Raw genomic sequence first — 13,924 nt, 5'->3', positions numbered from 1 at the left:
ATTCAAATTAAAAAAAATAAGAACGCTTATTATATTTTTGTCTTTGAACAAAATAGAATGATAAAAAAGGAGTGAGTGATTACAATGAAAGCTATTCAACAAATTAACTACGACGGTATCGATGCATTAAAAATTGTAGACAAGACTACTTCCATCATGTTGCCACAATCTTTAAAGATCCAGACACATTATGTGCCCGTATTACCTTATGATATTTTGACTGAAGAAGGTAAATTAAAGAGATTACGTCCAGTCAAGCTACCTATGACAATTGGATATGCATTTGCTGGAAAAGTGGTAGAAACTGGATATTTGCGAAAAAAATCATTAATTGGTCAATCGGTAATAGGTGTAACGCCTACTGGAGCTGCCCAAGAGATAAGTATTTCTAATATTCCCCCAGCTGTAATAAAAGTTCCCAAAGGTCTCTCATTACAAGAAGCAGGGACAATTATCGGAGGTGCCGATGCAGCTTGGATGGCCATAAAACATTTAAAAATCGTGCATGGCGATAGAGTCTTGGTCACGGGTGCTTCAGGAGGGGTAGGGACATATTTAGTTCAAATGCTTCGACTTTTAGGAGCAAGTATTATCGGACTAGCTTCAAGCGGGAATATTGAATTTGTTCACGGTCTCGGTGCTGATGAAGTGATTGATTATACTTCATCACAATTAATGAGTGATTTGCGCAATGCATCACAACCTAACAAAATTATTGATACCGTTGGTAGTAATAGATTAATTGAATTGATTGCAGCAGTTTATGATAAGTTTGAATTACTTTCACTTTCAACATCCGATTTTCCAATTGAAGAAAGGGGACAACACTTTTCTTTTGCAAATGGTTCCATCATGCCAAATGAGTATAAAGAGATATTGGCGTTATTGAAAAGTGGGAAATTGAAAGCCCAAATTCAGAGTATCTATCATTATTCTGAGGTTTATAAGGCACAACATGAATCAGTAAATAGTAGCTCTCACGGCAGAATTTTATTAGAATTTATTTAATAGGTATCTTTCTTGATAGTGGAGGCGGGTTTTATAATGAAATGAAACGAAAATACTTTTCTTTTTTTCAAAAAGTTTATTATTTGACTTAAGTGTTGACTAAGCTTTTCAAGGGTTAGACTGATAAAGTTACTTGTTTATTTTCCAGTATAGGGATTAGAATAGTGAATGATGGCTAGTTGCAGAGTATCCATGGAAGTGGTGGCTGTTCTTAATTGTATCCATCTGGAAGGTAAATCGATACGACAATTGTTGTCTAAGAATAGTCGAGTATCTGAGTTTAGTTCCTTGTATGATAGTTTTTGTGAGGAGGAGGAATGTGCATGCTGAAAAATTTAAATCAATTAGTTGATTATCTCGAGGAGCACTTGCTTGAGGAGTTGTCTTTGAAGGATCTTTCGCTGAAGATGGGAATTTCGGATTATCATTTGAAGCGAACATTTTCTTTTATTGCGGGGGTCTCGATTGCTGAATATGTTAAGAATCGAAAACTTTCTTTAGCAAATGTCGATTTATTACAGGGGATGCCAGTGACGGAAGTGGCTTTTAAGTATGGCTATCAATCACTCGATGGCTTTTCGCGCGCGTTTCGTGAGTGGAGTGGGTATCTACCTTCAGAAATTAAGAAGCTAAATTTTCAAAAGACATTTCCCAAACTCACCTTTTATATCAACGTTAAGGGAGGAATTTCTATGGAACTAAAACTAGAAAACAAAGAACAATTTAACATTATTGGGGTTGCCAAAAAAGTGCCTATTCAATTTGAAGGGGTCAATCAGTCAATTATTGAGTTAGCACAATCTATCACGCCAGAGCAAAGAGCTGAGATGCATGAGGTGGGCGATTTGTACCCGAATCAAGTCGTCAACGTGTCGTATAATTTTGATGAAACAAGGATGGAAGAAACCGGTGAACTGACACACATGATTGGCTTTCTTTCAACACAGGAAAATCCATATACAGATTTAGAGCAGTTGACGGTGCCAGCACATACCTGGGCGATTTTTCCTAATAAGGGCTTGTTTCCTCAAACATTGCAGGAGACCATGGCGCGGATCTTTTCTGAATGGCTGCCTTCGTCAGGCTATGAATTAGTGGAGGCACCAGAGATTTCGTTTACGGAGTATTCTGAGAAGCAAGAAGAGGTTTATAGTGAAGTCTGGATTGCCGTGAAAAAAAGTGTTTAAAGTGAGTTAACAAATAGAAAGAGTCTGAGGTTTACGTCAAGCTTTGACGAGGACCTCAGACTCTTTTGTTTTTGGGTTAAGTAAGCTAGAAAAGGGCAGCGTTACTAGCTGTTATTACTGATTATTTTTGCTAATTTCGTGTATTTAGGTGAGCTAGAGTGTTTCTGGCATGGCACAGACAAAGTAGAGAATAATCGTGAAGAGCGCTAATAGCATGATGAAACTTCCTAGTAGCAGCGATTTATTTTTTTTCATAGCACCATAGACTGTACTTGCGAAGCTGAGCAGAAAAAGAATCAGCAAGATGATTGAAAATCCCATAAGTGGGGCAACTCCTTTATATCAATTAGTTATGAAATTTTGGTTGTTTTACGTTATGACAGCCCTGATTGAGCATAGCGGTCATCTGACTATTTTTTTATTGTATATAAAAAACGACTTATTTATTCTATGCCATTATTTCTAAAGAATCAACTAGCTTGAGTATTTCTTAATAAAAAAAGACTACCCAAATGAGTAGTCTGTGATATAGATAGTCTGGTTGCTTATATTTTGTGTATGATTGATTTATATTGAAAGTGATTAATGAAATCTGAACGTTATATTGTCAGAATAAATTAGAGTAGGTCGAAATGTTTGAGGGCGTGAACAATGCCGCCTTCCGTATTTTTCTTAGAGACAAAAGTCGAAATTTCTTTTAGTTCAGGTACGGCATTACCCATCGCAATCTTATGATCGCAAGCTTCTAATAAAGCGAAGTCGTTAGGGCCGTCGCCAAAGCCATAGGTAGGGATACCCGTTAGATTCATGACATCCATTAGTGTTGAGACGCCGGTTCCTTTTGAGATTCCTTTTTTTACAATATCAATTGAATAGGGACCATTTCGATAGAAGGTCATTTCAGGAAACGCCTCATGGTAGACTTCATCACCGGACTGACTGAGCACTAGCAGCATTTTTACTGGTTGTTCTTTGAAGCCAAGTGGTTGAATTGGTGGAACTTCTGAATGAATGAAGTTATAGGCATCTACTAATGTTTGATTGTGCCCCGTGCACCAGATATGTTCTTCATTATAATAGGATAAAAGATGGCCTTGTTCTGTGGTCAAATCATACATACGTTGGCATTCTTCTTCGGTAAAATAACTAGAATAGACGGGTTCACCATCGACACGAATGAACGAACCATTCATAACAATATTGGAAGTAATCCCCGTTTGTTGCTTAATTTTCAATATTTCAATCTCTGTTCGGCCAGTTGCGATAACAGGGAGTACTTGATTTTTTTTGAGTTGACTCATGGCAGAGGCCACTTCAGTAGTAACATTTGACTGAGCATCGAGCAAGGTTCCATCTAAATCGAAAAAAGCGACAGCGCGGTAGTTTGACATAATAAAAGCTCCTTGTATAAAATAGTTTGTTCGTCTTCTATAAATGGGTATCTGTGATTTGATGACTGTTCTTTTCGTTCGTTGCCTATTTATCATATCAAAAATTGACCAAAACCAAAAGCTTTCATGAAGAAATGTTGAAGATAATTGGTGTTGCGGTTCTTTTAGAGTATACTATTAGAAGAAGGTAGGGGAGAGAAGAATGATCTTTTTATATGTAGGAAGTTTCTTAATTATTTTAGGACTTCTAATGAAATTTATCCCGGCAAAACGTGAGGCGCGTTTGTTTGGTTATCATTCGCCATTGGCTGAAAAGAGTGACGCACATTTTCGCTATGCGCAAAAGGTTAGCAGCTGGAATTTCCTTCTTTTTGGCGGACTAATGGCGCTGATTGGCTGGGTCTTAAAGACGACAGGGCATACGAATTTTTTTCTTGTTGAAATGCTTGTGTTAGTCTTCCCAATTATGCCGATTTTTATACTAACTGAAAAAAAATTAGAGAAATTTGATAAAGAATTTGTACAGGAGAGTGAATAAAAATGAATATCTTAATGATTGAAGACAATGAATCTGTTTCAGAGATGATGCAAATGTTCTTTTTAAACGAAGGTTGGGAAGCCACGTTCAAATATGATGGGAAAGAAGGATTAGAGGCTTTCTTAGCAGAACCAGGCAAATGGGATATGGTGACCTTGGATCTGAATTTACCAAGTATGGACGGCATGCTAGTCGGACGTGAGATTCGAAAAGTATCTAGTACGGTACCGATTATTATGTTGACTGCCCGCGATTCAGAGAGTGATCAAGTAATTGGTCTAGAAATGGGCGCGGATGACTACGTGACTAAACCGTTTAGTCCATTGACTTTGATTGCACGTATGAAGGCGTTACATAGACGCAGCGAGCTTGCTGAAACAACTGGAGCGACCCATCCAGTGAATGATGATCAAACATTTGATGTTCAGACTGCACATTTTCGGATGAATACAAAAACACGTGAAGCTTATTTAGCTGGAAAACCGATTGATGGGTTAACGCCAAAAGAATTTGATTTACTGTATACGTTGGCAAAAAAACCACGCCAAGTATTTTCTCGTGAGCAGTTACTAGAGTTAGTCTGGGATTATCAGTATTTTGGCGATGAGCGGACAGTCGATGCGCATATCAAAAAATTACGTCAAAAAATTGAAAAAGTAGGGCCACAAATCATTCAAACAGTCTGGGGTATTGGTTATAAATTTGATGATTCGGGTGTGGCCTAATGAGATATCTTTATCAACAATTGCTCGCGTTCTGGGGCGTTATTGCACTGATACTGCTGATTGTTGGGGTGTCTTTTACGCAGTTAACGAAACAAACAATTGAAGATAATAACTATAAGCAACTATCGGATTATGCGGAGTCTGTGCAGAAGTTAGCTGAAAATAATACATTTGAATTAGCTTTAAATTACACAGAAACGGTTCTTAGCCAACAATCGGTTAACTTTCTATTTATCGATAAGGATAATCGGGTGATTTACCCTTTAGATAAAGAGAAAAAACCTGTAGTCAAGATTTCTGACGAGCAATGGCAATCCTTTGCTCGTGGTGAGCGCAAGAAAGTGACGGACAAAAAGAATATTTATGGAGAAGATCAGTCGACTTCCTATATGATGGTTCCGGTTAATTCGCAAGGTGAATTTTTTGGTGTGCTTATTTTGAGTCAGCCAGCGAAAAATATCGAGGATAGCGTTCGGGCATTTACGTATAATTTGTTTAAAGGGTTCATCATTTCTAGTATTATTGCGCTGATTGTTAGTTATGTATTTGCAGCCTTCCAGGTCAAACGAATTACACGGATGCGTGCAGCAACGAAGGAAATCACGAATGGTAATTTTGATATCGTCTTACCAGTTCATGACAAGGATGAGTTTGACGATTTGGCAGAGGATTTCAATAAGATGGCCAGTTCGTTGAAGGCGTCGCAGGAAGAAATTGAGCAACAAGAGGAAAGACGAAGACAGTTTATGGCAGATGCATCTCACGAGATGAGGACGCCGTTGACGACGATTAATGGATTGTTAGAGGGCTTGGAGTACAATGCGATTCCTGAGAGTCAAAAAGAGAATGCTGTTCGCTTAATGAAAAATGAGACAGAACGTTTGATTCGACTGGTGAATGAAAATCTTGATTATGAAAAAATTCGGACCAATCAAATTAGCATGGTGATCAAAAAATTTGATGGGACAGAAACTTTGGCAAACCTCTTGACTCAGCTGGAGAAAAAGGCTGAGGCAGCTAATGATCAGTTGATTCTAGAAACCACAGAATCGATTGAAGTCTATGCCGATTATGACCGATTTGTGCAAATCATGGTCAATATTTTGCAAAATGCCATTCAATTTACACAAGACGGCGAGATTCGCGTGAGTATCGAGAAAGGCTATTTAGAGACGATTGTTAAAATAGCAGATACTGGTATTGGTATGAGCGAGGAGCAGCAAAGAAGTATTTGGGATCGCTATTATAAAGTGGATCCATCAAGAAAAAATACAAAATATGGTGAATCTGGTTTGGGGCTGCCTATCGTTCAGCAGCTAGTTCGTTTGCATAAAGGAAAATTAGCGGTAGAGAGTGAGCTAGGAAAAGGGACGGTCTTCATGATTAGTTTTCCTGATGTAGAATTAGAGGATGAAGCGTAGGCGCGTCAAAATAAAGGAAGGCTTATCCGCTTAAAGACAAGTAAATAGTAAATGTCAGTGTGTGCGGCTTAGCTGTAGTCGGATCATCTAAAAAAATAAACCCGTGGTGCTTGATTTAGCTATAGAATCGTTGATCGATAGCTAAAATTAGGGGCCACGGGTTTTGTGTTAGAGATGTTCATCTAGCTCAAGATTAGAGTCTTCGATGTGTCTCAGTAAGTGTTTATGGAGCATATTTGCGTAAGATGTATTGTCTAGTACGTCATGATAAAAATCAATGATCTGTTTACAAATAGTCACGCCAGAAGGGTCGTCTTTGCTGACTAGGATCGTGCCTTTTAGAAAATTAGCGAACGTATCGTAGGTCATATATTTGATTAAGCGGCCACTACTGATTTGCTGGAAATAGAGATCCAAAAAGTGTTCAGCGGCTTTCGTGTTTTCACGTCTGATGAATTCATTGACTACTTGGAGCCAAAAATCTAGTAGGTGGCGCTTATTGGCGTCATGTTTATGCTGCCGACGAATAATTTGAGCGGTGATTGAGTAGAGCTCTTCATCGGAAAAAGGCATCACCATGTAGCTTGCTAAGAAAAATTCATAGCGGCCCCACTGATAGACATTACGCAAATAATTGGTGCCTTCTTCAAACATTTTTTCTCTATCAGTGGGGATACCTGAAATGCGCTGGTAATGATAGGTAATCAGTTGATAGAGATGTTCATATTTACGGTCATCGGATTGCTCTTTTAATTCTTTGTACTGTTTATGTAAGTCTTTAATCTGCATTAGGTTATTCGTCGTAAATATTTGGTCTAGTCTGTCTTCCAAATCGTCAATTAAGTAATCGATGGATTCGTCCTCAAATTCATTGACGAATTCGACAATGGAAATGTTTGATTTATATAAGAGTTGAATAAAATTGGATAGACGAATGTCGCTGGTTCCCTTTTCAAATTTTCTCAAAAATTGAGGGGAGATAGTACCTGTGGCTGATTCACGGATTGAGAAGCCTTTTTGCTCTCTTAATTTGCCGTACACTGGGCCAAAATTTTGCATATTGTTCAACCTTTCGAAAGTTCAGTTATTCTTTGAGTATTTTATCTGTAATGTGGGTAAAAAAGGAAACTATAGTTTCCTTTCTCTTCTAAATCATTATTTTCTGCTAAATATTAGAAAAGATAAGCACTTTTTTTAATAAATGAGGCATTTTTCCAGTAAAATTAAAAGTTTTACTATTAATAATAGGATAAAGGATAACGGATGTTATGTGCAAGCGTTGTTTTGAAAAAGATGAAGAAACCTAATACAACTAGATTAAGGCTAGAAAAAGGTAGGAGAGTAGAATGGATAAAAAAACAAAACGCTCTTTAAAGGATGTAGTACTATCCTCCAAAGAGCGTTTGCTGTTGGTTCAATCTAAAGGACAAATTAATTTATCCATGTAAGGGCTGTGGGCGATTGATGTATCGGCCGTCAAGATCACAATTGCTAGGTGTGAATGTTTGGCTAGGTGGCGTAAGAGTGGCAGTAATTCTTGAATTTGTTGGACAGACAGATAGGTAAAGATGTCCCCAATAAGAATTGCTCGTTTTTCTAGTAATAAATAATGCACTAGTTGTAGTTTTATTTCTTCAAAACTAGAGAGTTCCGTAAGCGATTTGGTTAGTATCTGCTCTTCTAAATTGACTGCGGCGAGAGTCTCTAAGACGGCAGGTTTTGCTTCCTTTTTTTTCAAAGAAGTACCTAGCAGTAGATTATCGATAATTGATAAATAAGGGACGGGAAGCCATTCGCGATGAAGGAGTCCAAATGGCGAATTTACCGTTTGAAAACTATACTCGATAAAGTAGGCGACCTCTTCATCTAAACGCTCTGAGGCTTCTAATATGGCTGTTATATGCGTTTCTTCAAAAAAACTTACTAATTTTTGAAAGCTCATACGGTCCACCGTCCTTTTTTTGTCCAATGCTTGATTAGAGAGAGACTCACACAGCTAACTAAAAAACTAATGGAAAGAATCATCACACCACAAACTTTTAGCGCGGTTACAAAAACAGCGGAAGACCAAAAATGATTGGTAAAATCAACTTGAAACAAACTGACTTGGTCAAAGGGGAGACCGATGATGAAGGCTTGACTATCGGTGGCCAGATTAACCGCTGGGTAGTGATCTAAATTCAAGCTATTTAAGATTTGTAGATTGGCTGTTTGTAAAAGAGTTTCATAGGTGTTCTGAAAAACAAACAAACTTGTCGTGACAAGGAATGCTACAGCGACTGCTGGCAACATAGATTCGACGATTAATAATCGAAGAATTTCACGATAGCGTAAGCCAACTATTCGCCATTGAAGGAGCTCTTTTTTCTTGTAGCGAAAGAAGAAAGACAGCATGACAAGCGTGATTAAGAGAAAAACACCGATGCAGCCATAGAGCACCATTTGATAGAGCTGAGTGACTTGTGTGACTTGCTGATTGTCTAAAGGCATTGAAGGAGGGGCTTCTTTAACTTGAGCCTCCATCAGCGCCATTCGAGTGGATACTTGACTATGTAAAAGAAGAACTGTCTCCTTTAAATTGAGTAAAAAAGTAAATAAAAACAAGAAGAGGCCAAAAAATAAACCATAGATGAGAGATAACTTTTTGTGGTAGCGGATACTTGCTAGGGCATAGTAGAGTGTCTTCATGCTGTTCACCTCACTATCAGTATAGGCAATGATTATGAATAAAGTATGAAGAACTGCAATAAAAAAAGTGAAAGATGAGCTTGTATACTTGGTAAATCACTGATTTTTATGATTTTCCTAGAGGAAATCGCGAATTTAACTGTGCATACAAAAAGGACGAACACCAAAGCGTTCGTCCTTTTTGTATGCTATTTGTTTGTCTCAGCATTTTCAGTTTGTGCATCAGAGACAGTAGTGTCTCCGTTGTACTGTTTGTAGGTTTCAGTCTGATACAGATCAACAGTTGATTGATTATTATTTTGACTGTAAACACTCGTTGATTTCTTGCCTAGCGTGTGTTCTTTATCAAGTAGACGATCAAGCGAATCTTTGTAGTCATAATCAGTTGGATCCACTGCGGTTAAACCACTTTCCGTGTAGAAACGAAGGAGGTCACCATTGTTGATTTGATCGGAAATACTTAATTGATTATCGACTTCATCTTTCCAAGTCTCAACTTGCTCTGTTAACGAGTTAGAGAGAGTCGGAATTGCTTCACCTGTTTTATTTTCATAGACTGTACCACCACGGTAAGTGTAGTTAGGTGTAACAAAATCGCCATTTCTGAAAGCGACTAGCTGGTCATGATCTTTCGAGAACAAGTCCTGTCCTAACTGAATATAGTTGCTCGTATCTACACCTAATAAATGGAGTAGCGTTGGTAATGCATCGACTTGGCCACCATAGGTATGATTAATACCACCATTTTCTTGACCAGGAACGTGAATCATATAAGGGACACGTTGCATTTGAGCATTGTCAAAATCAGTCCAAGATTCACTATCTTTGCCAATCAACTCAGCTAAGTTTTTATTCCGAGATTCAGAAACTCCATAATGGTCGCCGTAAAGCACAACAACAGAGTTCTCATATAAGCCAGAGGCCTTTAAATAATTAAAGAATTCTTCGACTGCTTTATCAAGATAGTTCGCTGTAGCAAAGTAGCCATTGATTGTTTCGTCTGAGGTAGTTGCTAGTGGGAAACCACCTTCATCATTGGTAAATTGTGAATAAGGGTAGTGATTAGAAACAGTAATAAATTTTGAGTAAAAAGGTTGTTGTAAATGTTCCAAGTATTGTACGGATTGTTGGAAGAATGGTTTGTCATGCAAGCCATACTGGAATGAATTTTCATCATTGACATCGTAATAAGAGGCGTCAAAGAAATTTTCATATCCTAGATGTTTGTATGTTTCATTTCGGTTCCAAAAGTTTCCGGCATTTCCGTGAAAGACAGCACTTGAATAGCCTTGCGTTTGATCGAGAATTGCTGGAGCTGCTTCAAATGTGTTCTTATCGCCTAATTGAGTAAATAGTGAGCCTTGATTTAAGCCAAACAATGAGTTCTCCATTAAAGTTTCAGCATCACTTGTTTTACCGGCTGAGACTTGATGGAAAAAGTTGTCAAAGGCAAATGTGCTATTACTATGGTACAGGTTGTTTAAGAAAGGTGTCACTTCATGCTCAACGCCACTCTCATCTGTTAACTTATAATCTAACAAGAATTGTTGGAAGCTTTCCAAATGGATATAAATGACATTTTTTCCTTTGGCGATGCCAAACATTTCATCATTTGGTGCAGCGTAATGATTTTTGACATATTCTTCAGCTGTTTTCATATCATTGGCACTGGCTTGCGCACGCACTTGCGTCGTCTTATAGGTAGTTACTCCGTCATAGACGGTAAACGCGTTGATGCCCAGATATTTTACAATGTAATCACGTGAAAAGGTCCGCGTCAGTAATTCGGGACGAGACGCTTCAGCAAGGGTTAAGTTTCCTGAGAAAATCATCAAGGCAAAGGCTGAAATAGCGACTGCCATAGGAATTCTTACAGGACGTGTGTCCATCTTGATTTTCTTGAAGATCAGTAATACGGCCATCACAATGATATCTAAGAAATACACGATATCATAAGGACGTAACAGGCGAAGAGCACTTTCACCTAAGCCACTGGCTACTTTCCCAGCACCCAGCATCGTATTCACAGTAATGAAATCGGTGAATTCACGATAGTAGGTCACATTTGAGAATAGCAAGACTGTCATTAAGAAATAAATCACCATCATTGTTATGTAAGAAGGTTTTGTTCTCCTTATATACAAGGCAATTCCTAGCAAGAAGAGGGTCGTTGCAATCGGATTTATTAGTAAAATAAAATACTGGAATGAGTTTTCTATACCCAAATTAAAGTCAAAATGATAAGCAAATAGATTTTTTAACCAAAATAATAAGGCTGCTAATGAAAAAAAGCCAAGCCGCGTATTTAAAAAGGCGGGAGTTTTTAATTTTTTCAATTTTAACCTTCCTTTCCGTTCAAGGCACACTGAAAACACGTCAATGATTGCCATAACTTCTTTACATTTTACTCGCAACAGGCTTTGGTGTCAATTGAAATCAAGCGTCACACATACTTTGAGCTCCACTTTAAGTATTTCTTTAGGTCTGCTCTTTCAGAATTTATTTTCCAGTGCTTTCTCAAGATTGCTTCAGACAGTCAGTCCTTTTTTTGCTATACTAAACAAATAGATTATAAGAGCAGGTGAGCATATGGAAATTAGAGTAACAAAACAGGCCGAGAAAAAACTGCGCCGAGGTTATCCACTTTTGCAAAAAGAGGATTTAGTGAGGGAAGTAAAACCTACGAAACAATGGGTTTCATTTGTAAATGAAGCGGGACGATTTCTCGCAAAGGGCTATCTAGGAGAACAGAATAAAGGAATAGGTTGGGTCTTAAGTAACAAAGATGAACCCATACAGCTAGCTTTTTTTGCAAAACTTTTCACGACAGCTAAGAAAGCTCGTGAACGTTATTTCTTAGATGAGACGACGACAGCTTTTCGCATTTTCAATGGAGAAGGTGATGGTCTAGGAGGATTAATTATTGATTTATATGAGTCCTACGCGGTTTTTTCCTGGTATAATCAGACGCTTTTCCAAAATAAAGAGGAGATTGTTGCAGCCTTTAAGCAGGTTTTTCCAGAAGTTGTGGGGGCCTACGAAAAGATTCGATTTTCTGATGGGAAATTACCTGAAAGCCAATGGTTGTACGGAAAAGAAGCACCAGAACCTTTGTTGGTAAAAGAAAACAATATTACTTATGCTACCTATTTAAATGAAGGATTAATGACGGGGATTTTCTTAGATCAAAAGGAAGTTCGCGAAGCATTATCTATGGGATTGGTTGCAGGAAAAAGCCTTTTGAACATGTTCAGCTATACAGGGGCCTTCTCGGTCGCAGCTAAGATGGGCGGTGCAAGTCAGACTACAAGCGTTGATTTAGCCAAGCGCAGTTTGCCAAAGACTAGGGAACAATTTGAAGTCAATGGCTTAGGATTAGAAGAAAATAAAATTGTCGTAATGGATGTCTTTGAGTATTTTAAATATGCAGCTAGAAAAGATCTGCATTTTGATGTGATTGTGTTGGACCCACCAAGCTTTGCAAGAAATAAGAAGAAGGTCTTCAGTGTTGCCAAAAACTATGGGGATTTGGTGGAAGACAGCGTCGATATCCTCAGTGCAGAAGGGTTGCTAGTGGCTTCTACTAATGCAGCAAATGTTTCAAGAGAAAAATTCCAGAAGATGATCGAAGAAAGTCTGAAGAACAAGCAAGTCCGCTTTAAAAAAGTCAACGAATATCAGCTGCCAGCAGATTTCAAAACGATTCCTGAATTTGAAGAAGGAAATTATTTAAAAGTTTTCTTCTATAAAATTACAAAATAGGGAGTTGAAAAATACTTATATAATAGTAGGAAATGTTTAATAACTAACAGACAGCATTCGATTCTGGCATTTCGTCAATAGATATAGGTGGCATCAATAGTTTTATAAAAACTTCAAAAAAACTTCTTCCAGCACACCGGAAGAAGTTTTTTTGATTGTTTAGTTCATTACATCAATATCAAACACTTCGATATTATCTAGGCCACCATAGATTTCGTACCAAGGTTTTGCATAGTCGGCGAGGATTTGATTTAGTTCGTCCACATTTTCTTTGCCTTGGGTATCTAACCAATTGATTAGAGCCTCTTTACCTTGTTTTCCGTAGATTTCAACACCATCACGCCAAGTGGCACGACCGCCTAGAATACCTGAGTAAGTAGCGCCGTGTTTGCCGGCAAAGATGAGTTCTTCGCGGAAAATTTCTGCAGGAACACCAGCGCTTAAATAAATGAATGGGCGAGTGGCTGCGTCACTGGCTTCTTTGAAGTAGGCAGCGGCTTCGGCTTGTGTATAGACAGGAGAAATGCCTTCAGCAGTATAGCCTTCTACTAGGTTAAAGAGGACAGGGACTTCGACTTTTAAGATATCAATATGGTATTTATCTTTGGTGAATTCTTTAATCGTATCAATAACTTTTTTAGGTTTTATCTTCGCGAACTCAGGAGAATGGTCATCTGAGATTTCGTTGTCGTAGACGATCGGTTCGACAAAGACGGGAATGTCGGCTGCTAAAGCTTCCGTTCCTAAGCGTTCAAGAAACGCGTGTTTAACGTCCAATATTTCTTGTGGATCGTCAGGATTGTAATAGACCAATACTTTGGCTGCGTCGGCGCCTTTTTCTAGTAAACGGTCTAACGATTCATTGGGCAATAATTCAGGTAAGCGGCCTGGTGTGGAGACATCATAGCCGGTTTTTTCGTACGACATAATCAAGCCAGCTTGAGGATTTTTCGCAGCAATCCCTTTGAAGCCATATTCTTCATCCAATAAGATGGCACTAACATATTTAGTCAATTCTTGTGACACGAGTTCTTTGAATTCGTACACATGGTCCATTGTAAACTTTTCAGGCCCGACAGCAGCTTCCATCATTTTTTTCATAGAGCCTCGTTGATCAATAGCTAAAGCGGCGATGACTCCTTGATCGTTTGAAAGTTGTTGCATTTTTTCAAATTTACCTCTAGAAATTCTTGTTTTCATTTCT

Annotated in this window: 12 protein-coding genes and 1 pseudogene; 6 read left to right on the top strand and 7 right to left on the bottom strand. The window is 38.3% G+C overall.

Annotation, left to right across the window (positions count from 1 at the left end; translation table 11 throughout):
* The first annotated feature begins 84 nt into the window (after window positions 1–84).
* Entirely contained in the window at window positions 85–1,008 is a 924-nt protein-coding gene (locus tag BAU15_RS06875; RefSeq protein ID WP_161842001.1) for an NADP-dependent oxidoreductase, read from the top strand.
* Window positions 1,009–1,331: 323 nt separating this feature from the next.
* Window positions 1,332–2,195: an AraC family transcriptional regulator gene (locus BAU15_RS06870; RefSeq protein WP_161842000.1), complete on the top strand. Its 864-nt coding sequence runs from the start codon at window positions 1,332–1,334 to the stop codon at window positions 2,193–2,195.
* 153 nt (window positions 2,196–2,348) lie between these two features.
* On the opposite strand, the gene BAU15_RS06865 is transcribed toward BAU15_RS06870, so the two are convergent.
* Window positions 2,349–2,516, bottom strand: coding sequence for a hypothetical protein (locus tag BAU15_RS06865; protein WP_161841999.1), 168 nt, complete (start codon window positions 2,514–2,516; stop codon window positions 2,349–2,351).
* A 296-nt stretch (window positions 2,517–2,812) separates the two neighbouring features.
* Entirely contained in the window at window positions 2,813–3,586 is a 774-nt protein-coding gene (locus BAU15_RS06860; protein ID WP_161841998.1) for a Cof-type HAD-IIB family hydrolase, read from the bottom strand.
* 202 nt (window positions 3,587–3,788) lie between these two features.
* Here BAU15_RS06860 and BAU15_RS06855 point away from each other — a divergent pair.
* The 3 genes and pseudogenes from BAU15_RS06855 to BAU15_RS06845 all read left to right on the top strand — a co-directional run bounded on the left by BAU15_RS06855 (window position 3,789) and on the right by BAU15_RS06845 (window position 6,270).
* A pseudogene (locus BAU15_RS06855) lies at window positions 3,789–4,146 on the top strand (SdpI family protein).
* A complete protein-coding gene (locus BAU15_RS06850; RefSeq protein WP_161841996.1) occupies window positions 4,127–4,849 on the top strand; it encodes a response regulator transcription factor in 723 nt (240 codons plus the stop codon). Before BAU15_RS06855 ends, BAU15_RS06850 begins: the two are co-directional and overlap by 20 nt.
* Window positions 4,849–6,270, top strand: coding sequence for a sensor histidine kinase (locus BAU15_RS06845; RefSeq protein ID WP_161841995.1), 1,422 nt, complete (start codon window positions 4,849–4,851; stop codon window positions 6,268–6,270). The genes BAU15_RS06850 and BAU15_RS06845 overlap by 1 nt, the downstream gene beginning before the upstream one ends.
* A gap of 168 nt (window positions 6,271–6,438) precedes the next feature.
* Here the strand turns inward: BAU15_RS06845 and BAU15_RS06840 are convergent, their stop codons facing one another.
* The 4 genes from BAU15_RS06840 to BAU15_RS06825 form a co-directional block, all read right to left on the bottom strand.
* Window positions 6,439–7,329 carry a helix-turn-helix domain-containing protein gene (locus tag BAU15_RS06840; protein WP_161841994.1) on the bottom strand — a complete coding sequence of 297 codons (891 nt, stop codon included), beginning with the start codon at window positions 7,327–7,329 and terminating at the stop codon, window positions 6,439–6,441.
* A 355-nt stretch (window positions 7,330–7,684) separates the two neighbouring features.
* Window positions 7,685–8,212, bottom strand: coding sequence for an ATP-binding cassette domain-containing protein (locus BAU15_RS06835; RefSeq protein WP_161841993.1), 528 nt, complete (start codon window positions 8,210–8,212; stop codon window positions 7,685–7,687).
* A complete protein-coding gene (locus BAU15_RS06830) occupies window positions 8,209–8,958 on the bottom strand; it encodes a hypothetical protein (protein WP_161841992.1) in 750 nt (249 codons plus the stop codon). Before BAU15_RS06830 ends, BAU15_RS06835 begins: the two co-directional genes overlap by 4 nt.
* Before the next feature lie 188 nt (window positions 8,959–9,146).
* Window positions 9,147–11,294: an LTA synthase family protein gene (locus BAU15_RS06825; protein WP_161841991.1), complete on the bottom strand. Its 2,148-nt coding sequence runs from the start codon at window positions 11,292–11,294 to the stop codon at window positions 9,147–9,149.
* Window positions 11,295–11,547: 253 nt separating this feature from the next.
* Between BAU15_RS06825 and BAU15_RS06820 the strand changes: the two genes are divergently transcribed.
* Window positions 11,548–12,720: a class I SAM-dependent rRNA methyltransferase gene (locus tag BAU15_RS06820; protein ID WP_161841990.1), complete on the top strand. Its 1,173-nt coding sequence runs from the start codon at window positions 11,548–11,550 to the stop codon at window positions 12,718–12,720.
* A gap of 159 nt (window positions 12,721–12,879) precedes the next feature.
* On the opposite strand, the gene BAU15_RS06815 is transcribed toward BAU15_RS06820, so the two are convergent.
* Window positions 12,880–13,920: a tagatose 1,6-diphosphate aldolase gene (locus BAU15_RS06815; protein ID WP_161841989.1), complete on the bottom strand. Its 1,041-nt coding sequence runs from the start codon at window positions 13,918–13,920 to the stop codon at window positions 12,880–12,882.
* Window positions 13,921–13,924: the final 4 nt, after the last annotated feature.

Origin of the sequence: Candidatus Enterococcus huntleyi (genome assembly GCF_009933175.1) — a bacterium.
GTDB classification, from domain to species: domain Bacteria; phylum Bacillota; class Bacilli; order Lactobacillales; family Enterococcaceae; genus Enterococcus_K; species Enterococcus_K huntleyi.
Note: the sequence above shows the minus strand (reverse complement) of the source record. Positions and strands in the feature narration are given on the sequence as shown.

Coding starts and splice junctions, on each gene's coding strand:
- BAU15_RS06875 (WP_161842001.1), top strand. CDS start 85: ATGAAAGCTATTCAACAAATTAACTACGACGGTATCGATGCATTAAAA.
- BAU15_RS06870 (WP_161842000.1), top strand. CDS start 1,332: ATGCTGAAAAATTTAAATCAATTAGTTGATTATCTCGAGGAGCACTTG.
- BAU15_RS06865 (WP_161841999.1), bottom strand. CDS start 2,516: ATGGGATTTTCAATCATCTTGCTGATTCTTTTTCTGCTCAGCTTCGCA.
- BAU15_RS06860 (WP_161841998.1), bottom strand. CDS start 3,586: ATGTCAAACTACCGCGCTGTCGCTTTTTTCGATTTAGATGGAACCTTG.
- BAU15_RS06850 (WP_161841996.1), top strand. CDS start 4,127: ATGAATATCTTAATGATTGAAGACAATGAATCTGTTTCAGAGATGATG.
- BAU15_RS06845 (WP_161841995.1), top strand. CDS start 4,849: ATGAGATATCTTTATCAACAATTGCTCGCGTTCTGGGGCGTTATTGCA.
- BAU15_RS06840 (WP_161841994.1), bottom strand. CDS start 7,329: ATGCAAAATTTTGGCCCAGTGTACGGCAAATTAAGAGAGCAAAAAGGC.
- BAU15_RS06835 (WP_161841993.1), bottom strand. CDS start 8,212: ATGAGCTTTCAAAAATTAGTAAGTTTTTTTGAAGAAACGCATATAACA.
- BAU15_RS06830 (WP_161841992.1), bottom strand. CDS start 8,958: ATGAAGACACTCTACTATGCCCTAGCAAGTATCCGCTACCACAAAAAG.
- BAU15_RS06820 (WP_161841990.1), top strand. CDS start 11,548: ATGGAAATTAGAGTAACAAAACAGGCCGAGAAAAAACTGCGCCGAGGT.
- BAU15_RS06815 (WP_161841989.1), bottom strand. CDS start 13,920: ATGAAAACAAGAATTTCTAGAGGTAAATTTGAAAAAATGCAACAACTT.